This is a genomic window from Azospira restricta, assembly GCF_016858125.1.
In the GTDB taxonomy this organism is placed as follows: Bacteria; Pseudomonadota; Gammaproteobacteria; order Burkholderiales; family Rhodocyclaceae; genus Proximibacter; species Proximibacter restrictus.
In genome coordinates this window covers 124,104-144,036 of sequence record NZ_CP064781.1, presented here as the reverse complement: position 1 = coordinate 144,036, position 19,933 = coordinate 124,104, and the positions used below count along the sequence as shown (strand labels likewise).

Sequence of the window (19,933 nt, the reverse complement as noted above, 5' to 3'; positions counted from 1 at the left end):
GGCGGCGCGCCTTACCTGAGCAGGCCGGCTTCGCGATAGTACTTCTCGGCGCCGGGGTGCAGCGGCAGCGGCATGTTCTTCGCTGCGTTCTCCTTCCTGATCGCCTTTGCCGCGGCGTGCGCGGCGACCATCTGGTCGAGGTTGTCGAACAGCGACCGGGTCATCGCGTACACCGTTTCCGCCGGCACGCCCTCGTGCGTCACCAGGAAATTCTGGATGGCGACGGTCGGCACCTCCTCGTTCTGCCCTTCATAGGTCTTCGCCGGGATCGTCCCCGGCTGGTAGGCCGGGTCGCCGACCTTGGCGACGACGTCAGCCGGCACCGGCACGACGACGATCTTGACCGCGGTGGCGAGGTCGCGCAGCGAGGCGACGCCGAGGCCGGCCGACTGCAGCGTGACGTCGAGCTGGCGGTTCTTCATCAGCTCGACCGACTCGCCGAAGGGCAGGTACTCGACCTTGGCGAAGTCCTTGTAGCTGAGGCCGGCCGCCTTGAGCACGGCGCGGGCGTTGAGCTCGGTGCCGGACTTCGGCGCGCCGACCGAGATGCGCTTGCCCTTGAGGTCGGCGAGCGACTTGATGCCGGAATCGGCGGCGGCGACGATCTGGATGTAGTTCGGGTAGACGCCGGCGACGCCGCGCAGCTTGTTCAGCGGTGCCTTGAAGCCGGCCTCGGCGTCGCCCTTCCAGGCGTCCGACAGCGAGTCGCCGAGCGTGAAGGCGATCTCGCCGCGGCCGGCCTGCAGCAGGTTGAGGTTCTCCGCCGAGGCCTTGGTCGCCTGCACCGAGGTCTTCGCGCCGGGAATGGCCTTGCCGTAGATCTGCGACAGCGCGACGCCGAGCGGGTAATAGACGCCGCTGGTGCCGCCGGTGAGGACGTTGATGAATTCCGCCGCGTGGCCGGCGGTGGCGCCGGCGGCGAGGGATACGACGAGCAGCAGTTGACGCAGCAGTCGGGACATCGGGGACTCCTTTCCTCTGGTGGTGGTGCTTCGTATGCGACGAGGCCCGTTCGCGACGGGCCCCGTTGTTTGTTGTTGTTGATGCCGATTATCGTTAGGTCAGCTGGCTTTGCCAAGCAAGCCCTGCTTCAGGTCGTTCTGCACCGGATCGTCGCCCAGCCAGACCTTGAGCAGCGCCGCGTAGAAGTCCTCGCCGGCGATCTCGCGGCCCCTGGGCTGGCCGTTGATCGTCAGCACGGTCCCCTTCTCCGGCAGCCAGTCGAAGACGATGCTGGAGCCGGCCTTGATCTCGCCGAGCGCGACGACGGTGTCGGCGAGCTGCTTGACGCGCTCCTTCAGCACCGCCTTCTCGGCATCGCTGCTGTTGTTGTTGATGCCCTTGCTGACGGCGCCGGCGAAGGTGTCGCCGTCGACGTCCTTGATCAGGCTGATGGCGATCCGCTTCGGCCCTTTGGCGGCGAGGATCGCCTTCGGATCGGCGGACTTCGCCGGCAGGTAGAGCGCCATCGCGTAGCGCTTGCCGAATTTGGAGCGGACGCCGGTACCATTGACCACCAGCTCGGCGTTGCCGAGCCTGAGCGCGTCGTCGAAGCGGAAGCCCTCGATCTCGACGGCGCCGGCGGTGCTGATCTGGAGGGTGGCGATGGCGGCAAGGGCCGCCAGGGTGGTACGTTTCATGCTGTCTCCTGAAGTTTGATGTCTTGAATTTTTGTGTTATCTGCCGATAGTGAAGGCAGATTCGGCAAGTTTGCCATATCGACCATACCGTACGGTAGGGGGATTTGCCGCGGCGAGGAGGGGTATGATTAAAGTTATAACGAATGACTTCGAGGGGTCATGCTAGAGAAGTTGATTTCCCGTTTCCGCAAGGAAGAGGACGACCATCCTCTTGCTTCCGAGAAACGCATCGCCGCGACGCTGGCCGAAATCCGCGTCGAAGAAGGCGAGGGGGCGGTCCTCGATGTCGACCATTGGCTGTCCGGCGCCGAGGATCTGGCGGCGCTGCTCGACGCGCCGGCCTTCCGCCGCGCCGTGGTCCGCCTCGACGAGTTCGTCCAGGCGCCGTTGCTGGCGACCTGGTCGACCTGGCTCGATCCGAAGCAGCGCCTGCACCTGAGCGCCAAGGTCTGGCAGACCCTGGTCGAGCACTACGCGGCCGCGGCGCAGGCCTATGCGCTGTGCCTGGCCGACCCGCAGCTCGCCGCGGACGAGGACAAGACCTTGCTGCCGCGCCTCGCTGCGCGCGCGATGCGGGCGCTGGTGCTGGAAAAGAAGATGCAGCGGCTGCGCTATCGCGCGCCGGATGGGGCGTGGTGGGACAAGGCCGGCCGGCTGCTGGCCTGGGCGCGCGAACGCGGTGCCAGCCAGGCGCAGGTCCCGGTCTATCCGGGCGAGGAGCCGAGCAGCGTCTGGCGCGAGTACTTGGTCGGCGTCTATCTCGAGCTGGCGCCGCTGGACGGTATGCCGCAGCCCCACATCGAGGTTGCCGACGCGCTGCTGCGCCGACATTCCGGGGCGCTCGTGGTGCGCGCGCAGCCGCTTGGCGGCGAGCTCTACTGCCTCGACCCGATGTCGCCACAGGGGCCGTTCCGCCGGGATCCGGCGCAGACCTACCCGCCGTCGGTCGGCTACGTCGGCTTCGACAGCCTGCGCGCGCAGATCGTCCGCGTCGTCTCGGTGCTGCGCGCCAACCGCGACAGCAGCGTGCCCGACTGGCTGGCCTATGCGCACCTGCCGCCGCTGTCGCTGCGGGACGCACTGCACCTGCTGGCGATGGCCTGGTCGGCACACGCGCCGCAACGCCGCCAGCAACGCAGCAACACCCGCGGCGAGGCGCGGGCGGTGTTCGGCTTCGGCCTGCTGCGGCGGATGGCGGCATGTTCGGCGCTGGCGCGCTCGGGGCGGCGGATCGACTACGACACCTATCTCGACATCATGCGGCGCAACCGCTTCGGTACTGCGGAGGGGGTCGCCAATGTCGAAGAGGTTGCGCCCGAGCCGGAAATTCCCGCCGATCCGCTCGACCTGCTGGCGCGGCTGGAGCCAGCCGGGCAGCAGATCGAGACCTGGCAGTTGCGCGATGTCAGCGACGGCGGCATCGGCGTGCAGCTGCCGCACCTGCTGGCCAAGCACGCCGTCGGGCGGCTGGTCGGCTACCGTCTGGCCGGCGAGGTGGACTGGCGGGCGGGGATCATCCGCCGGCTCCGGCGCGACACCTCGGGGCGTCTGCTGGCGGGGGTCGAGAAGCTGCCGGGAGTGCCGGTCTGCGCGCAGGTGAAGCCGCTGCAGAAGATAGACCGCGGGCCGTGGTCAGGAATGCGCGAGCTGACCGGGCACGGCTTCATCGATGCCGTCCTGCTGTCCGGCGCGCAGCAGGAATTGCTGCTGCCGAAAAGCACCTACGCCGAGGACGCCTGCTACCGCCTGGTCGTCGAAGGGCAGTCGCGCAACGTGCGGCTGGCCACGCTGCTCGGCGAGGGGGACGACTACGAGCGTGTCACCTTCGAGGAGATCGCGACGCCGGAGTAACCGACGCACGCATCGCGAGGCGAAGGGGGCGTGCCCTTGGGGCGCCTGAGCGAAGCCGGCGGCCTCAGCCGCGCACGTTGCCGTCGCCGAGCACGATCCATTTCTGGCTGGTCAGTCCTTCCAGGCCGACCGGGCCGCGCGCGTGAATCTTGTCGGTCGAGATGCCGATCTCGGCGCCCAGCCCGTACTCGAAACCGTCGGCGAAGCGCGTCGAGGCGTTGATCATCACCGACGACGAATCGACCTCGCGCAGGAAGCGCATCGCCGCCGTGTAGTTCTCGCTGACGATGGCGTCGGTATGGTGCGACGAGTACTGGTTGATGTGCGCGATCGCCTCGTCGAGTCCGCCGACCACCTTCACCGAGATGATCGGCGCGAGGAATTCGGTGTAGTAGTCCTCTTCCGTCGCCGCCTTCGCTTCCTTCACCAGCGCCTGCGTTTCGGCGCAGCCGCGGATCTCGACCCCCTTCGCCGTCAGCATCGCGGCGACCGGCGGCAGCAGTTCGGCGGCGCGCGAACGCGCGACGAGCAGCGATTCGGCGGTGTTGCAGGTGCCGTAGCGCTGCGTCTTGGCGTTTTCGACGATCTTCAGGGCCTTTGCCGCATCGGCGGCGTCGTCGAGGTAGACGTGGCAGTTGCCGTCGAGGTGCTGGATCATCGGCACCCGCGATTCGGCGAGCAGGCGCGAGATCAGTCCCTTGCCGCCGCGCGGCACGATCACGTCGACGAATTCGCGCATCGTGATCAGCTCGCCGACCGCGGCACGGTCGGTGGTGTCGATCACCTGCACGACGGTGTCCGGGAGCCCGGCCGCAGCGAGCCCCTCGCGCACGCAGGCGGCGATCGCGCGGTTGCTGCGGATCGCCTCCGAGCCGCCGCGCAGGATCGCCGCGTTGCCCGACTTCAGGCACAGCGCCGCGGCATCCGCCGTCACGTTCGGCCGTGCCTCGTAGATGATGCCGATGACGCCGAGCGGCACGCGCATCTTGCCGACCTGGATGCCGGACGGGCGGAACTTGACGTCGGCAATCTCGCCGACCGGGTCGGGCAGCGCGGCGACCTGCTCGACGCCCTCGGCCATCGCGGCGACCCCCTTCTCGGTGAGCGTCAGGCGGTCGAGCAGCGCCGGCTCGAGCCCGGCCGCGCGGGCGGCGGTGAGGTCCTCGCCGTTGGCGGCGAGCAGCGCCGCCGCATCACGGCGGATGGCGGCGGCGATCGCCACGAGGGCGCGGTTCTTCTGGTTGGTGTCGGCGCGGGCGGCGGCGCGCGAAGCGGCGCGCGCCTGGCGGCCGACGGTCTGCATGTACTGCTGGATGTCCATGGTCTTGCGTATTTTCAAGGTAAGACGGGGATTATAGCCGCCGCCCCTGTTAGAATCGCAACGGGAACTCTTTGCCGGGATTAAACTCTCACGCGAAAGTCGGAGAGTATCGAAGATGGAAAAGAAACTCATTCTCCCCACCGAAGTGAAGGTCTGCGCGACCTGTAGCTTCTGGGACGGGGAACGCCACGTGGACGAGGAACTCAGTCTGGTGGTCGTTGCCGAGGAATGCCAGGGCGAATGCCTGGTGCGCGAGACGCAGTGCGATGCCTTGCACGACGTCCGGGCGCTGCGCAACTGCGCCTGGGAATCCCTGGAAAACGACGAGCCGGTGGGCGACTCGGACGCGGCGCGTACCGGAACCTGAAATACCGTCGCGGGCTTGGGCTCAGCGGGCCGGAGCGGACAGCTTCAGGCCGAGGCGGAGGAATTCGTTCCAGACGTCGCCGCCGGCCAAGCCCTTGATCATGCGGTCCAGCCGTCCGGCCTGCGCCAGCGCATCGCGCGCCTGCTCCAGGCTGGTCCGGCCGACCGCCTTTTTCATCAAGCCCTGACGTAATCCCCAGACCCGCGCGTCGCGCAGCAGGCCGTCGAGCGGCTGTCCTTCGGCCAGGCCGCTGCGGATCTGCGCCAGCGCCCGCACTTCCTCGGTGATCGCCCACAGTACCAGCGGCGGCGCCTCGCCTTCCTGTTTCAGCCCGTCCAGCGTGCGCGCGAGGCGCGCGACGTCGCCGGCGAGCAGCGCTTCGCGCAGGCCGTCGAGGTCGAAGCGGGCGACGTTGAGCACCGCCTCGCTGACCTGCGCCAGCGTCAGCTGGCCTTTCGGATAAAGCAGGCCGAGCTTGCGGATTTCCTGCTGCGCGGCGAGCAGGTTGCCCTCGACGCGTTCGGCGATGAAGGCCAGCGCCTCGCGCTCGGCGCTCTGTTCCTGGCGGCGCAGGCGGTTGGCGATCCAGCCCGGCAGCTCGGCCAGCGTCGGCGCAACGAGCTTTACCGCAACGCCGGCGTTGCCGAGCGCGGTCAGCCACGCGGCCTTCTCCTCCTTCCAGTCGAGCGCCGGCAGCGTCACCAGCAGCACCGTGTCCGGGCCGCAGCGCGCGCAGTAGTCCTGCAGCGCGGCGCTGCCGTCGCGGCCGGGCTTGCCGGTCGGGATGCGCAGGTCGATCAGCTTCCTGCCGCCGAACAGCGACAGGTTGCCGGCGGACTGCAGCAGCTGGTTCCAGTCGAATCCGGCGAGCGCGGTGAGCACCTCGCGCTCGTCGAATCCCTGCCGGCGCGCGGCGGCGCGGATCGCGTCGGCGGCTTCGATGACCAGCAGCGGTTCGTCGCCCCAGGCGACGTAGACCGGCTTCAGCGCGCCGGCGAGGTGGGCGTCGAGCTGCTCGCCCTTGAGCAGCATGTCAGCGGATTTCCTGCGGGACGACCGGCTTGACGGCGGCCAGCCGGCGCAGCACCTGCTGCACCAGGTCGTTCTCCATGTCGCGCCAGAGGATCAGTTCTTCCTGCTCCTTGGCCAGCACCGCCGAGTCGTCGTAAGTCAGGTCGCGGGTCAGTTCGATGCCGGTGGTCGGCACCAGCTCGCGGCCCTTCGGGTCGACGACGCGGTAGGCGAAACGATAGCGCAGGCGCACTTCGCGCACGCGGCCGGCGGTGTTCAGCGACAGGATCTGCCGCTCGCGCAGGTCGGCGGTCTGCATGAAGCTACCCTGCGCCTCGTCGCGCGTGTCGACCAGGCGCGTGCCGCCGCCGGCGCGGATCTGCCGCTTCAGCCCGGCGCCGATCACCGAGGCGTCGGGCAGCGCGATGTGCAGGCTCTCGTACGGCAGCTGGTAGGCGCCGCGCAGCTGGAAGCCGCAGGCCGAGAGCTGCAGCGAAAGGGCCAGCGTCAGACAGGCGAGTACGGCGCGCATGCGGGTTTCCTCAGGCGACGATATTGACCAGGCGGCCCGGCACGACGACGACCTTCTTCGCCGGCTTGCCTTCCATGAACTTCTGCGCGGCCTCCGATGCCAATGCCAGCGCCTCGATCGCCGCCTTGTCGGCAGTGGCGGCCACCTTCAGGCTGCCGCGCAGCTTGCCGTTCACCTGCAGCATCAGCTCGATCTCGTCCTGGGTCAGCGCCGCGGCATCGGCCTTCGGGAAGGCCTGCGTGCCGGCGTCGAGGCCCGGGCGCAGTTCGGTGTAGAGCGTGTGACAGAGGTGCGGCACGATCGGGAAGAGCATCAGCGTCGCCGCTTCCAGCGCCTCCTGCTTGACCGCGCGCGCGGTGGCGTCGTCCGGCAACCTGGCGAAGGCGTTGAGCAGTTCCATGACCGCGGCAATCGCGGTGTTGAATTGCTTGCGCCGGCCGTAGTCGTCGGCCACCTTGCCGATGGTCTGGTGCAGCTGGCGGCGGAAGTCCTTCAGCGCGGCCGGCAGTTCGCCCCCCGAGAAAGCGGGAACGAGGCCCTGCGCGACGTGGTCGTGGGTCAGCTTCCACAGGCGCTTCAGGAAGCGGAAGGCGCCCTCGACGCCGGCGTCCGACCATTCCAGCGACTGGTCCGGGGGCGAGGCGAACATGATGAACAGGCGGGCGGTGTCGGCGCCGTACTGGTCGATCAGCGCCTGCGGGTCGACGCCGTTGTTCTTCGACTTCGACATCTTCTCGGTGCCGCCGATGATCACCGGCTGGCCGTCGGCCTTCAGCGTGGCGCCGGTCGGGCGGCCGCGCTCGTCGGTGGCGACGTCGACGTCGGCCGGATTGATCCACCGCTTCTTGCCGTCGCCGGCGTCGCGGTAGAAGGTCGGGGCGACGACCATGCCCTGCGTCAGCAGGTTGGCGAAGGGTTCGTCGAGCTTCAGCTCGCCCGACGGGAACCTGAACAGGCCGACGTCGCGCATCAGCTTGGTCCAGAAGCGCGAGTAGAGCAGGTGCAGGATCGCGTGCTCGATGCCGCCGATGTACTGGTCGATGCCGCCCTGGCACCAGTAGGCGAGGCGCTCGTCGACCATCGCCTGGTCGTTGTCCGGGCAGGCGTAGCGCAGGAAATACCAGGACGACTCGACGAAGGTGTCCATCGTGTCGGTCTCGCGCTTCGCGGCGCCGCCGCACTTCGGGCAGCTGCATTCGTAGAACTCGGGCATCCTGGCCAGCGGCGAACCGGCGCCGGTGATCTCGACGTTCTCCGGCAGCACGACCGGCAGCTGGTCGTCGGGCACCGGCACGTCGCCGCAGCTCGGGCAGTGGATGATCGGCACCGGGCAGCCCCAGTAGCGCTGGCGCGAGATGCCCCAGTCGCGCAGGCGGAACTGCACCTTCTTCTCGCCCAGGCCCTTGGCGGCGAGGTCGGCGGCGATCGCGTCGACCGCGGCCTCGTACGACAGGCCGTCGTACTTGCCGGAATTGACGCACTTGCCCTTCGTCTTGTCGCCGTACCACTCCTGCCAGCCGTCGAGGCTGAAGGTCTCGCCGTCGGCGGCGATGACCTGCTTGATCGCCAGCTTGTATTTCTTGGCGAACGCGAAGTCGCGCTCGTCGTGCGCCGGTACGGCCATCACCGCGCCTTCGCCGTAGCCCATCAGCACGTAGTTGCCGACCCAGACTTCGACTTTCTCGCCGGTCAGCGGGTGCTGCACGAAGATGCCGGTCGGCATGCCCTTCTTTTCCATCGTCGCCAGATCGGCCTCGGCGACGCCGCCCTGCTTGCATTCGTCGATGAAGGCAGCCAGTTCGGGATTGTTCTTCGCCGCGTGCGTCGCCAGCGGGTGCTCGGCGGCCACCGCACAGAAGGTGACGCCCATGATGGTGTCGGCGCGGGTGGTGAACACCCACAGCTTGTCGGGCAGGGGGGCGTCCCCCATCCCCGCCCCCGGCCCCTCCCCTTGAAGGGGCGGGGAGGTTTGTGCGGCTGCGCCGGAAAGTTGAACGGGGAAGGCGAAGCGTACGCCGGTGCTCTTGCCGATCCAGTTCTTCTGCATCAGCCGCACCTGCTCGGGCCAGCCCGGCAGCTGGTCGAGATCGGCGAGCAACTCCTCGGCGTAGGCGGTGATCTTCATGTAGTACATGGGGATCTCGCGCTTCTCGACCAGTGCGCCCGAGCGCCAGCCGCGGCCGTCGATGACCTGCTCGTTGGCGAGCACGGTGTGGTCGACCGGGTCCCAGTTCACGGTGCCGAGCTTCTTGTAGATCAGGCCCTTCTCGTAGAGGCGGGTGAACAGCCACTGCTCCCAGCGGTAGTACTGCGGCGTGCAGGTGGCGAGTTCGCGCTCCCAATCGATGGCGAAACCGAGCGACTTCAGCTGGGTCTTCATGTACTCGATGTTGGCGTAGGTCCACTTCGCCGGCGGCACGTTGTGCTGCATCGCCGCGTTCTCGGCCGGCATGCCGAAGGCGTCCCAGCCCATCGGCTGCAGCACGTTGTAGCCCTGCATCGTGTGGAAGCGCGACAGCACGTCGCCGATCGTGTAGTTGCGCACGTGGCCCATGTGCAGCTTGCCCGACGGGTAGGGGAACATCGACAGGCAGTAGTACTTGGGCTTGGAGAGATCCTCGACGGCCTTCGCGGCGGCGGTCTTCTCCCAGTGCGACTGGGCGGCGCGTTCTACTTCGGCGGGGCTGTATTTGTCCTGCATGACGGGGTCGGCGGAATTCTGGAAAACCGCCGATTATACGCGCATTTGCACCCCGCTCCGGTGCCGCCGGCGCCCGCCGGGGCGGCCTTTCCGGCGGACCCGGCCGCGTCCGGAGGTGCTGTTAGAATCCGTGCCTACTTTATCGGCGAGGGTGGCGATGCGTCTCGGGAATCGGGTGGTTCGTGGACTGGCAGCGTGGGCGCTGCTGGCGACAATGGGCGGCGCGCAGGCGGCGGCCTTCGTCGAGGTCGAGGCGGTGCAGCCGCCGGCGTGGGTCGAGCGCGGCGAGCGGCGCCTGCCGCTGGCCGCCGGCCAGCGCCTGCACAACCGCGACCGCATCGTCACCGGCGGCGATGCACGCGTCCTGCTGCGCCTGTCGGAAGGCAGCGCGGTCAAGCTCGGTGCCGATGCCAGTCTGCGTCTCGATGCGCTCGGCGAACGCGAGCCCGGGGTGTTCACCGCCGCCTTCGACGTCGCCAAGGGCGCCTTCCGCTTCACGACCGGCCTCTTCAGCCGCTACCAGGACCGGCGCGCGGTCAATGTCCGCGTCGCCACGGTCACCGCCGGCATCCGCGGCACCGACCTGTGGGGGAGTTCCGACGCCGAGCGCGATCTGGTCTGCCTGATCGAGGGGCGGATCACGGTCAGTCATCCGGACGCCGAGGCGGTAGCGATGAGCGAACCGATGAGCTTCTATGTCGTGCCGAAGGGGCAGGCGCCGCAGCCGGTGGCGGCGGTCGACCGCCGCCAGCTGGCGCAGTGGGCGCTGGAAACCGAACTGCGTCAGGCGGCGCCGCTCTTCCGCAAGGCCGGGCGCTGGCAAGTGCTCGCCGATGTCGCCGCGGGCGAGGGCGAGGCGCTCGCGCTCTACGACCGCTTGCGCGACGCTGGCTACCCGGTGCGCATCCGGCCGCAGCCGGACGGTCAGGGGGGGTACCGCTACGCGGTGTCGGTGCCGCAGCTCGCGTCGCGTGGCGACGCCGAGGCGTTGGCTACCCGTCTGCGGCAGGAGTTGGGGTTGGCAGCGGCGCGGGCCGGCCGCTGAGGCAGGGGGCGGGCCGGCGGAGCGGCCGGCCTGCGGGCGGTGCGGCGGGACGTCCGCCGCCGCCGCGGTCAGGCCGCTTTCTTCTGGGTATTGACGAAGTTTTCCCAGTTCTGCCGCCACAGGCGATAGGTGCTTTCGGCGGCGATCAGGCTGAGGCTGGCCATGCGCGCCTGATGGCGCCACATCCAGGTGACCGTTGCGCCGGTCAGCGGGCAACGGCCGGCTTCTTCCTCGACCAGGCTGACGAAGCGCTCGACCGAGAGGCGGAAGAAGTCGGAGCTGTCATGGTTGCCGACGATCAGGGCGGCTTCCCCGGCGGCGCGGCGCCACAGCTTGAGCGCCAGGTCCTCGCCGATTCCGGCGCGCTTGGCGATCCACGGCAGCATCTTGGGTGCTTTCATTTACGGTTCTCCTTTCAGTTGGCGGTTAGCCAAGCGTTACTGCCGCGCCTTGTGGGCGAGGTTTTGTGCAATGCAGCGTAATTGTACGCTAGTTTGTCTGACAAGCATTCTGAAAGTTCCACAATTGCTTGTCGACATGTTTTTGTGCATTGCCGAATAAAACGTGCCGACCGGGGTTCGGGTTGACTGCCGGCTATAATCCGCGCCGCCCCCACCGGAAACCTTGATCCATGTCTGATTTACTCGCGAATCTCAATCCGCCGCAGCTGTCCGCCGTCACGCTGCCGCCGCAGCATGCGCTGATCCTCGCCGGCGCCGGCAGCGGCAAGACGCGAGTGCTTACTACGCGTATCGCCTGGCTGCTGTCGACCGGGCAGGTCGGGCCGCAGGGCATCCTGGCGGTGACCTTCACGAACAAGGCGGCGAAGGAGATGCAGGCGCGGCTGTCGGCGATGCTGCCGGTGAATACCCGCGCGATGTGGATCGGCACCTTCCACGGCCTGTGCAACCGGCTGCTGCGCGCGCACCACAAGGAGGCCGGGCTGCCGGCGCTGTTCCAGATCCTCGATTCCGGCGACCAGCAGTCGGCGGTCAAGCGGCTGCTGAAGAACCTGAACGTCGACGACGAGAAGTTCCCGCCGCGCGAGCTGTGCCACTTCATCAACGCGCACAAGGAGCAGGGCATCCGCGCCGCGCAGGCCGAGGTCTACGACGACTACACGCGTCGCCGCGTCGAGCTCTACGCCGAGTACGAGGCGCAGTGCCAGCGCGAGGGGGTGGTCGACTTCGCCGAGCTGCTCCTGCGCACCTACGAGCTGCTCACGCGCAACGAGCCGCTGCGCCAGCACTACCAGCAGCGCTTCCGCCACATTCTGGTCGACGAGTTCCAGGACACCAACGTGCTGCAGTACAAGTGGCTGAAGCTCCTGGCCAACTACGGCGCCGACGACGGCGCCAAGCTCTTCGCGGTCGGCGACGACGACCAGTCGATCTACGCCTTCCGCGGCGCCGAGGTCGGCAACATGCGCGACTTCGAGCGCGAGTTCCGCGTGCAGAGCGTGATCCGTCTCGAGCAGAACTACCGCTCGCACGGCAACATCCTCGAAGCGGCGAACGCGATCATCAAGCACAACCGCGGCCGGCTCGGCAAGAACCTGTGGACCGACGCCGGCGCCGGCGAGCCGATCCGCGTCTTCGAGGGCTTCTCCGACCTCGACGAGGCGCGCTTCATCGTCGACGAATGCCGCGAGCTGATCCGCGACGGCATCTCGCGCAACCAGATCGCGCTGCTCTACCGCTCGAACGCGCAGTCGCGCGTGCTCGAACACCAGCTGTTCACCGCCGGCATCCCGTACCGCGTCTATGGCGGCCTGCGCTTCTTCGAGCGCCAGGAAATCAAGCACGCGCTCGCCTACCTGCGCCTGATCGCCAACCCGGACGACGACACGGCCTTCGCCCGCGTCGTCAATTTTCCGGCGCGCGGCATCGGCGCCCGCTCGCAGGAGAACCTGCAGGCGGCGGCGCACCAGGCCAATTCCTCACTCTACAACGCTGCCGCGTCGCTGACCGGCAAGGCCGGCGCCTCGGTCGGCGCCTTCGTCCGGCTGATCGAGGAGTTGCGCCGCGACACCGCCAGCCTGCCGCTCTCCGAGATGGTCGAGCACGTCATCGACAAGTCCGGCCTGCGCCAGCACTACCTCGGCGAGAAGGAAGGGCAGGAGCGCCTCGACAACCTCGACGAACTGGTCAACGCCGCGGTGAACTTCGTGCAGGAGGAGAGCGGCGGCGACCTCGCCGCGCGCGAGGAGGCCGGCGACCTCGCTGCCTTCCTGACCCACGCCTCGCTCGAAGCCGGCGAGCACCAGGCGCTGGAAGGCGACGAGGCCCTCCAGTTGATGACCGTGCATGCGGCGAAGGGCCTCGAGTTCGACATCGTCTTCCTGTCCGGCCTCGAGCAGGGGCTCTTCCCGCACGAGAACGCGGCGCAGGAGCGCGAGGGGCTGGAGGAGGAGCGCCGGCTGATGTACGTCGCGGTGACGCGCGCGCGGAAGCGTCTCTACCTCTCCTGGGCGCAGACGCGGATGCTGCACGGGCAGACGCGCTACTGCGTGGCGTCGTCGTTCTTCGACGAGATTCCCGAGGGTCTGCTGCGCCGGATCAATCCGGTCAGCAAGTCGGCCTACGAGGCGCCGCGCGCCAGCGGCGGCTGGGGCGGCGGCATGGGCGGCGGCCGGCCGGCGGCAGCGCCGGCCGCGGCCGGCCTGCCCGATGGCCTGCGCATCGGCATGAACGTGCAGCACGCCAAGTTCGGCTTCGGCGTCATCGTCGCCGCCGAGGGCCGCGGCGCCGACGCGCGCGTGCAGGTCAATTTCGGCGGCGCCGGCATGAAGTGGCTGGCGCTGGAGTACGCCAAGCTGACGCCGGCCTGAGCATCGGGCGTTTTCCCGCTTGTCCACGGAAGCGCTGGACAAGCCTGTGGAAAAGCTGTGGGCCGATGCCGCAACGGGTTGTCGCGACAGGATTTTCCGGCCTTGCCCAAAAAGCGGGCAGCGGCTAGGCTTTTCGCTTTACCCCGTGCCGGTCGCGAGCGGCCGGCGATCCCCCCGAGAGAAGACAACGGAGAACAATCATGACCCACGCCATCCGATTCCATCAGACCGGCGGCCCCGAAGTGCTGCGCTGGGAAACCGTCGACGTCGGCGAGCCCGGCCCCGGCCAGGCGCGCGTGCGCCACGCCGCAGTCGGCCTCAACTTCATCGACACCTACCACCGCACCGGCCTCTACCCGCTGCCGCTGCCGTCCGGCATCGGCCTCGAGGGCGCCGGCGTCGTCGAGGCGGTCGGCGAGGGCGTCGCCAACGTCAAGCCGGGCGACCGCGTCGCCTATGCCGGTGGCCCGGTCGGCGCTTACAGCGAGGCGCGCTGCATGCCGGCCGACCGCCTGCTGGTGCTGCCCGACGCGATCGACTTCCGCACCGGCGCGGCGATGATGCTGCAGGGCCTCACCTCGGCCTACCTGCTGCGCCGCACCTACCGCGTGCAGCCGGGCGACGCGGTGCTGATCCACGCCGCCGCCGGCGGCGTCGGCCTGATCGCCTGCCAGTGGGCGAAGGCGCTCGGCGCATTGGTGATCGGCACCACCTCGACCGAGGCCAAGGCCGAGCTTGCCCGGGCGCACGGCGCCGATCACGTGATCTTCTACAACCGCGAGGACGTCGCCAAGCGCGTGCGCGAGATCACCGGCGGCGAGGGCGTTGCCGTGGTCTACGACGGCGTCGGCAAGGACACCTTCATGGGCTCGCTCGACAGCCTGCGCACCTGCGGCATGATGGTCAGCTTCGGCAACGCCTCCGGCCCGGTGGCGCCGTTCGATCCGCTGTTGCTGTCGCAGAAGGGCTCGATCTTCATCACCCGGCCGACGCTGATGCACTACACGGCCAAGCGCGCCGACCTCGAGGCGCTCGGCGGCGAACTGTTCGACGTGGTCACCGCCGGCAAGGTGAGGATCGAGGTGAACCAGACCTACCCGCTCAGGGACGCGGCGCAGGCGCACATCGACCTCGAGGCGCGCAAGACGACGGGCAGCACCATCCTGCTGCCGTGACCGCCGTGGGCGCCACGTTGCGCAGCCGCCTGCTGTCGGTCCGCGACCTGCTGGCGACGGCGTGGCCGATCGTCCTCGTCGTCACGATCGGCTTCGTCGTCGCCTACCAGTTCGTCAAGCCGGCGCCGCCGAGCCGGCTGGCCATCGCCACCGGCAGCGAGTCCGGCGCCTACCATGCCTTCGCGCAGCGTTACGCGACGATCCTCGCCCGGAGCGGCGTCACGCTCGAGCTGAAACCGTCCGCCGGTTCGCTGGAGAGCATCGAGCGGCTGAAAAAAGGCGAGGTCGATGTCGCCTTCGTCCAGGGCGGCGTGCTGCCGGCGCCGGCCGAGGGCGACGCGGCAGACGACGGTTTGCGCCTGGCTTCGCTCGGCAGCATGTACTACGAGCCGGTGTGGGTGTTCTACCGCGGCGAGCAGCCGCTCGGCCGACTGCACGACCTGGCCGGCAAGCGGATCGCCGTCGGCGCCGAGGGCAGCGGCGTGCGCGGACTGGCGACGCAGCTGCTGGAAGCCAACGAGATCCTGCTCGACCGGAACCTGAAGCCGCTGGCCGGGCTCGAGGCCGCCGAGGCGCTGCAGCAGGGATGGGTCGACGCCGCCTTCGTCATCGCCGCGCCGGAGGCGCCGGTGGTGCAGGTGCTGCTGCGCTCGCCCGGCGTCCGCGTGATGAGCTTCGCGCAGGCCGACGCCTATACGCGGCGCTTCCCCTTCCTGACCCGCGTCACATTGCCGCGCGGCGTCGTCGATCTGGTCCGCGACCTGCCGCCACGCAGCACGACGCTGCTCGCCGCGACCGCCAACCTGGTGGTGAACGAGGATACCCACCCGGCGCTGGTGGCGCTGCTCCTGCAGGCGGCGAGCGAGGTTCACGGCAAGAGCGGCTTCTTCCAGAAGGGCGGCGAATTCCCGTCCTACCTCGACACCAGCTTCGAACTCTCGGACGACGCCGCGCGCTACTACAAGTCCGGCCCGCCCTTCCTGCAGCGCTACCTGCCGTTCTGGGCGGCGGTCTTCGTCGACCGCATGGTGGTCATGCTGCTGCCGCTCCTGGCGCTGCTGCTGCCGCTGTTGCGCGTGGCGCCGGCGATCTACACCTGGCGCGTGCGCTCGAAGATCTTCCGCCTCTACGGCGAGCTCAAGTTCCTCGAGAACGAGGTGCGCCACCACTACGCGGCGGAACGCCACGGCGAGTTCTTCGCGCGCCTCGACCGGATCGAGGAGGAAGCGAGCAACCGCAACGTGCCGCTGGGCTTCACCGACCTCGTCTATACGCTGCGCGAACACGTCAACCTCGTGCGCAAGCAGTTGCTGCGCTTCGAGCGGCAACAGGGAGAACAAGCGAAACCATGAAGACGATCCTCGTCGCCAACCCCAAGGGCGGTTCCGGCAAATCGACGCTCGCCACCAACCTCGCCGGCTATTTCGCCGCCGCCGGCCAGCGCGTGATGCTCGGCGACACCGACCGCCAGCAGTCCGCGCGCGACTGGCTCGGCCTGCGCTCGCGGCTGCTGCCGCCGATCGCCACCTGGGAGGTCGACCGCGAACGGCCGGCGCGGCCGCCCGCCGGCACCACGCACGCCGTGCTCGACACCCCGGCCGGCCTGCACGGCAAGCAGCTGGAGCGCGTGCTCAAGGTCGTCCATCGCGTGATCGTGCCGGTGCAGCCGTCGCTGTTCGACATCCTGGCCACGCGCAGCTTCCTCGAAAAGCTGCTGGAGGAAAAGGCGATCCGCAAGCAGCACACCTTCGTCGCCGTCGTCGGCATGCGCGTCGATGCGCGCACCCGCGCCGCCGCCGAGCTCGAGCGCTTCCTCGCCCAGTACGAACTGCCGGTGCTCGCCTACCTGCGCGATACGCAGCGCTACGTGCAGGTCGCCGCGCACGGCATGACCCTGTTCGACCTGACGCCGTCGCGCGTCGCGCAGGACCTCGAGCAGTGGCGGCCGATCATCGACTGGGCGGACGGGGCGTAGTCGCCGGGCGTGGCCGCGGCGATGATCGACCGATGAGCGTGATAGATCGATTGCGGCCGGTGCGCTGCACCGCCTGCGCCCATTACTTCGTCACGCACGACACGGGTTTCCCCCACGGCTGCCGCGCGATGGACTTCAAGAGCCGGCGCTTGCCGATGCTGGACGTGCAGGAGTCGTCCGGGCGGCCGTGCCTGTATTTTCAGGGGAAACGACGGGGGCTGGTGGGTGAGGGCTGGTGCCGGCCGGAAGCAGCGACTGACAGAGGGCGTTGAAAGCATACGCGCAAGGGTGCCAAGTGTATGCTCATGCCGTGGATGTCACCCATTCGGAAAAGGCAAATGACGCTATCGTTGATCCGCATTGCCCTCGGATGCTGCGCCGTCGTATTCGCTTCGCTCGCGTTTTCCGGCGAGCCAGGCGCCTCGAAGGCCAGGGCATTGGACCGGCCGGTCCTCGAGTTCCACCAGGGGCAGTATTTCCGGTGGTCCGCGCCCCGGGGCTGGGGCATGAACGAGACGACCAACGGCGTGGACCTTTTCGCGCCGGGCCGCGCGACCTTCGTTTCGAGTGCGCTCCTGGCGGGCGGTTTCGGCGACATGTCGCCGCCGCAGTTCCTGGCGATGACCCTGCGCCAGGTGAATCCGTCGGCACGCGTGACGCAGGCGCGGCGGCTCAGGGATCAGCCCGGAATCCTCGCCCCGTGGCGTGTCGAAGAGTATGAGATCGCCGCGACCTATCAGGGCATCCCGGTACGCATGAATGCCACGGTCGGCGTCAGCTCGGCCTATGGCCGCTATTACGCGACGATGACCCTTTACCAGTCGCCCGCCAGCACCTGGGAGCAGGTCAGGACCTGGCTGCCGGCGGTGGCGCACAGCATCGTCGTCACCAACCCGCGTCAGGTCGCCGGGGCTGACCGCGTCATGCTCCCGCGCAACAACCCGCTCGACAACTCGGGCCTGATCGAGTCGTGGCGTCAGAAGGGGCTGTCGGAAGATCGCATCTCGCAGGCGCGGCAGGAGGCGACGATGGGGTATGAACGCATGCACGATTCGCAGACGGGGCGCAATTACAACATGCCCTACGAGGCCTACGACGCGGCTGCGGGCGGCTATCGGAACCCCATGCGGCCGAACGAGTTGTTGCGCAAGGCCGGCCCGGGGGAGTAGCGGGGCCGTCCGCCTGAGTAATGCGCTCAGCGCATTACGAAGAAGTACTCTTGGGGTGCGCCTGGGCGACGCGCTGCCCGCGTTGATTGCCTTGTCGGCCGCTGCCGCTCAGGCAACCCACGGCATTCCCGCGACCAGTCGCCATGCATTGCCGTAGGCGACCAGGTGGCGGGCGCGTTCGCTCAACACATCGAGGATCAGCGTCCGCTGGCGGAGAATGCTGTTCCGGTAGTGCTGCTCGACCGGCGGACGGTAGTCGCTCGCCGCGAGAAAGCGCTCCGGGTGCTTTTCGATCAGGGCGCGCCAGCGCGCGTCCAGCTGTCCATCCGTGAACAGCCGCGCATCGCGCTCGCCGGAGGGGCGGTAGACGTGCGCCGGGTCGGGAACCGCGAGGTCGAAGTGCAGCCCCGGAAAACGCTCGATCAGCGCGTCGACGCGTTCCGGGCCGAAGGCCGTCGCGCGGTCCGGGTAGCGGATCATCGCGAGATGGCACCAGATGACTTTCGCTTGCGGGTGGCGCGCGAGCATCGCCTCCAGCGCCGGCATCAGCCGGTCTTCGATTTCGTAGTGCAGCTGGAAGGCCACGCCGGTTTCCTCGCTCAGCCGGAACAGCGCCTGCCCGGCCGGCCCGTCGAGCGGTATCGAGATGTCGCGGAACGACTGTCCCGCCGCGACCTGCTCCGGCGACGGATAGTGGCGGAACTCGTGCTCGCCCATCATGAAGTAGCCGCCCGTCTGCAGGTCCTCCCGGACCCCGCTGACGAAGGCGAGCGGATCGGTCCACCAGCGCGGGAATTCGCCGCTGCTGGTCGTCGGGATGAAGTACTCGGGGTGGTCGCGATGCAGGTCCAGCGCCGGCTGGCCGGTTGCGGCGAAGGCCGGGGCGAACGCGATCTGCGCGACGTCGAGTTCGTCCATCCTGTCGATCATCAGCGCGACGTTGGTCTTGCCGGCAACGTAGGTCGCTTCGATGTCGATGATCGGCAGCCGCCCGCGCGCCAGTATCGCGCGGAGGCGGCGTTGCCAGGCGGCGAGGGTGCGCTGCCTGGCGGCGGCGCCGTCGGTCTGCCCGAACATCGTGGCGGGGAACGATAGCGCCAGCGCGAAGCCGGCGGCATGGCCAATAAATCTGCGTCGATTCACGATCGGGATTCCTTTCGCCGCCGGCGGCCGGCCGGGCGTGTCAGTTCGGGAACGTGGGGCGCTGCGGTGTTGCGTGCCGGAAATTATAGGGTCAAGGGATGCTGCGGCTCAGGCCACCAGCGCCTCGGCAAGCAGCGCCGCCCGCGTTTCCGGCCGGCACAGCCGCTCCCGGAACCACTGCAAGGCTTGGCCACGGTGGCTGCTGCACCACGCCAGATGCAATCCGATCGGCGGCCGCGGCTCGGCCGTTGCGCGGAGGACCAGGCGGCCGGCGGCGGCTTCGCGTTCGGCGAGCGCGCGCGGCAGGTGGCCGACGCCGAGGCCGGCGGCGTGCGCGGCGACCTTCGCGTCGAAGTCGGGAACGACCAGCGCGCGCTGGCCGGAGAGCAGGCCGGCGCTGCGCGCGGCGAGGCCGCGCGTGGTGTCGGCGAGGACCACCGCGCGGTGGCGGCGGATCTGCTCGGCGGGGATCGGCTCGGGTTCGGCGGCGAGCGGGTGCGTCGGCGCGATCGCGAAGACGAAGTCGACCTCGCCGAGCGGCGCCGTCGTCAGCCCGCCGCCCGGCGGCTGGTCGCCGGGTGCGCCGACGGCGAGGTCGGCGCGGCCGCCGAGCAGCGCGTCCCAGCAGCCGGCGAGGACTTCGCTGGACAGGCGGATCTCGGTGCCGTGGCCTGCGGCGTAGAAGGCCTCGATCAGCGGGTAGAGACGCTTCGCCGGGATCAGCGCGTCGACGGCGATGCGCAGCTCGGCCTCCCAGCCGCTCGCCACCTGCCGGGCGCGGCGTTCGAGGAAGGTCGCCGCCTCGAGCAGCGGCCGGCCGCCGTCGAGCAGGCTGCGGCCCGCTTCGGTGAGCACGGCGCGGCGGCCGACGCGCTCGAACAGCGGATAGCCGAGCTGTTCCTCGGCCTTGCCGACGGCGTGCGTCACCGCCGACGGCACGCGGTGCAGCGCCTGCGCCGCCGCGGCGAAGCTGCCGCGGCGCTCGATCGCGTCGAGCAACTGGAGGAGGTCCAGGGATATGTTCAATTCAATTCACCTTTTTCGTTAATTTATATCGCTGGAAGGTGGTTTGTCTCCTGTTTAAGCTGGCGCGAAGCGTGAGCGAAGTTGAATCGGCATCCTTTCATGGCCGGCATCGCGCGCGTTCCCCATCACGACCCCCTGGAGACCTCC

At 68.9% G+C, this 19,933-nt stretch carries 17 protein-coding genes; 8 read left to right on the top strand and 9 right to left on the bottom strand.

Annotated elements, in window-relative coordinates; translation table 11 throughout:
* Positions 1-11: 11 nt before the first annotated feature.
* Positions 12-962 carry a TAXI family TRAP transporter solute-binding subunit gene (locus IWH25_RS00595; RefSeq protein WP_203387426.1) on the bottom strand — a complete coding sequence of 317 codons (951 nt, stop codon included), beginning with the start codon at positions 960-962 and terminating at the stop codon, positions 12-14.
* 99 nt (positions 963-1,061) lie between these two features.
* Positions 1,062-1,640 carry a chalcone isomerase family protein gene (locus IWH25_RS00590; RefSeq protein ID WP_203387425.1) on the bottom strand — a complete coding sequence of 193 codons (579 nt, stop codon included), beginning with the start codon at positions 1,638-1,640 and terminating at the stop codon, positions 1,062-1,064.
* A gap of 159 nt (positions 1,641-1,799) precedes the next feature.
* On the opposite strand from IWH25_RS00590, the gene IWH25_RS00585 reads away from it, so the two are divergent.
* Positions 1,800-3,491, top strand: a complete 1,692-nt coding sequence (locus IWH25_RS00585; RefSeq protein WP_203387424.1) for a hypothetical protein — start codon at positions 1,800-1,802, stop codon at positions 3,489-3,491.
* Positions 3,492-3,555: 64 nt separating this feature from the next.
* Here the strand turns inward: IWH25_RS00585 and IWH25_RS00580 are convergent, their stop codons facing one another.
* Entirely contained in the window at positions 3,556-4,812 is a 1,257-nt protein-coding gene (locus IWH25_RS00580) for a glutamate-5-semialdehyde dehydrogenase (RefSeq protein ID WP_203387423.1), read from the bottom strand.
* 115 nt (positions 4,813-4,927) lie between these two features.
* Here IWH25_RS00580 and IWH25_RS00575 point away from each other — a divergent pair, with 115 nt between their 5' ends.
* Positions 4,928-5,179, top strand: coding sequence for a hypothetical protein (locus IWH25_RS00575; protein ID WP_203387422.1), 252 nt, complete (start codon positions 4,928-4,930; stop codon positions 5,177-5,179).
* Positions 5,180-5,200: 21 nt separating this feature from the next.
* Here IWH25_RS00575 and holA read toward each other — a convergent pair whose 3' ends face one another.
* From holA to leuS, 3 genes are read right to left on the bottom strand one after another with little or no spacing between them, the layout of a single operon-like run.
* Positions 5,201-6,211 carry a DNA polymerase III subunit delta gene (gene holA, locus IWH25_RS00570; RefSeq protein ID WP_203387421.1) on the bottom strand — a complete coding sequence of 337 codons (1,011 nt, stop codon included), beginning with the start codon at positions 6,209-6,211 and terminating at the stop codon, positions 5,201-5,203.
* A gap of 1 nt (position 6,212) precedes the next feature.
* Positions 6,213-6,722 carry an LPS-assembly lipoprotein LptE gene (locus IWH25_RS00565; protein WP_203387420.1) on the bottom strand — a complete coding sequence of 170 codons (510 nt, stop codon included), beginning with the start codon at positions 6,720-6,722 and terminating at the stop codon, positions 6,213-6,215.
* Positions 6,723-6,732: 10 nt separating this feature from the next.
* Entirely contained in the window at positions 6,733-9,423 is a 2,691-nt protein-coding gene (leuS, locus tag IWH25_RS00560; protein ID WP_203387419.1) for a leucine--tRNA ligase, read from the bottom strand.
* Between the two features lie 157 nt (positions 9,424-9,580).
* Here leuS and IWH25_RS00555 point away from each other — a divergent pair, with 157 nt between their 5' ends.
* Positions 9,581-10,468: a FecR domain-containing protein gene (locus IWH25_RS00555; protein WP_203387418.1), complete on the top strand. Its 888-nt coding sequence runs from the start codon at positions 9,581-9,583 to the stop codon at positions 10,466-10,468.
* A gap of 68 nt (positions 10,469-10,536) precedes the next feature.
* Here IWH25_RS00555 and IWH25_RS00550 read toward each other — a convergent pair whose 3' ends face one another.
* Positions 10,537-10,869, bottom strand: a complete 333-nt coding sequence (locus IWH25_RS00550; RefSeq protein WP_203387417.1) for a hypothetical protein — start codon at positions 10,867-10,869, stop codon at positions 10,537-10,539.
* A 230-nt stretch (positions 10,870-11,099) separates the two neighbouring features.
* Between IWH25_RS00550 and IWH25_RS00545 the strand changes: the two genes are divergently transcribed.
* The 5 genes from IWH25_RS00545 (at position 11,100) to IWH25_RS00525 (ending at position 17,617) form a co-directional block, all read left to right on the top strand.
* Positions 11,100-13,298 carry a UvrD-helicase domain-containing protein gene (locus IWH25_RS00545; RefSeq protein WP_203387416.1) on the top strand — a complete coding sequence of 733 codons (2,199 nt, stop codon included), beginning with the start codon at positions 11,100-11,102 and terminating at the stop codon, positions 13,296-13,298.
* 200 nt (positions 13,299-13,498) lie between these two features.
* Positions 13,499-14,473: a quinone oxidoreductase family protein gene (locus tag IWH25_RS00540; protein WP_203387415.1), complete on the top strand. Its 975-nt coding sequence runs from the start codon at positions 13,499-13,501 to the stop codon at positions 14,471-14,473.
* Positions 14,474-14,478: 5 nt separating this feature from the next.
* Positions 14,479-15,825: a TAXI family TRAP transporter solute-binding subunit gene (locus tag IWH25_RS00535; protein WP_203387414.1), complete on the top strand. Its 1,347-nt coding sequence runs from the start codon at positions 14,479-14,481 to the stop codon at positions 15,823-15,825.
* Positions 15,822-16,448: a ParA family protein gene (locus IWH25_RS00530; protein WP_203387413.1), complete on the top strand. Its 627-nt coding sequence runs from the start codon at positions 15,822-15,824 to the stop codon at positions 16,446-16,448. Before IWH25_RS00535 ends, IWH25_RS00530 begins: the two co-directional genes overlap by 4 nt.
* Positions 16,449-16,786: 338 nt before the next feature.
* Positions 16,787-17,617 carry a hypothetical protein gene (locus IWH25_RS00525; protein ID WP_203387412.1) on the top strand — a complete coding sequence of 277 codons (831 nt, stop codon included), beginning with the start codon at positions 16,787-16,789 and terminating at the stop codon, positions 17,615-17,617.
* 108 nt (positions 17,618-17,725) lie between these two features.
* On the opposite strand, the gene IWH25_RS00520 is transcribed toward IWH25_RS00525, so the two are convergent.
* The gene (locus tag IWH25_RS00520; protein WP_203387411.1) at positions 17,726-18,760 is read right to left on the bottom strand and encodes an amidohydrolase family protein; all 1,035 of its coding nucleotides are present in this window, start codon (positions 18,758-18,760) and stop codon (positions 17,726-17,728) included.
* A 108-nt stretch (positions 18,761-18,868) separates the two neighbouring features.
* Positions 18,869-19,786 (bottom strand): LysR family transcriptional regulator, encoded by a 918-nt coding sequence (locus tag IWH25_RS00515; protein WP_203387410.1) that lies wholly within the window; start codon positions 19,784-19,786, stop codon positions 18,869-18,871.
* Between the last annotated feature and the right edge of the window lie 147 nt (positions 19,787-19,933).

Bases quoted from the DNA above. Each gene is read 5' to 3' on its own strand.
- IWH25_RS00595 (WP_203387426.1), bottom strand. From the start codon at position 962: ATGTCCCGACTGCTGCGTCAACTGCTGCTCGTCGTATCCCTCGCCGCC.
- IWH25_RS00590 (WP_203387425.1), bottom strand. From the start codon at position 1,640: ATGAAACGTACCACCCTGGCGGCCCTTGCCGCCATCGCCACCCTCCAG.
- IWH25_RS00585 (WP_203387424.1), top strand. From the start codon at position 1,800: ATGCTAGAGAAGTTGATTTCCCGTTTCCGCAAGGAAGAGGACGACCAT.
- IWH25_RS00580 (WP_203387423.1), bottom strand. From the start codon at position 4,812: ATGGACATCCAGCAGTACATGCAGACCGTCGGCCGCCAGGCGCGCGCC.
- IWH25_RS00575 (WP_203387422.1), top strand. From the start codon at position 4,928: ATGGAAAAGAAACTCATTCTCCCCACCGAAGTGAAGGTCTGCGCGACC.
- holA (WP_203387421.1), bottom strand. From the start codon at position 6,211: ATGCTGCTCAAGGGCGAGCAGCTCGACGCCCACCTCGCCGGCGCGCTG.
- IWH25_RS00565 (WP_203387420.1), bottom strand. From the start codon at position 6,722: ATGCGCGCCGTACTCGCCTGTCTGACGCTGGCCCTTTCGCTGCAGCTC.
- leuS (WP_203387419.1), bottom strand. From the start codon at position 9,423: ATGCAGGACAAATACAGCCCCGCCGAAGTAGAACGCGCCGCCCAGTCG.
- IWH25_RS00555 (WP_203387418.1), top strand. From the start codon at position 9,581: ATGCGTCTCGGGAATCGGGTGGTTCGTGGACTGGCAGCGTGGGCGCTG.
- IWH25_RS00550 (WP_203387417.1), bottom strand. From the start codon at position 10,869: ATGAAAGCACCCAAGATGCTGCCGTGGATCGCCAAGCGCGCCGGAATC.
- IWH25_RS00545 (WP_203387416.1), top strand. From the start codon at position 11,100: ATGTCTGATTTACTCGCGAATCTCAATCCGCCGCAGCTGTCCGCCGTC.
- IWH25_RS00540 (WP_203387415.1), top strand. From the start codon at position 13,499: ATGACCCACGCCATCCGATTCCATCAGACCGGCGGCCCCGAAGTGCTG.
- IWH25_RS00530 (WP_203387413.1), top strand. From the start codon at position 15,822: ATGAAGACGATCCTCGTCGCCAACCCCAAGGGCGGTTCCGGCAAATCG.
- IWH25_RS00525 (WP_203387412.1), top strand. From the start codon at position 16,787: ATGACGCTATCGTTGATCCGCATTGCCCTCGGATGCTGCGCCGTCGTA.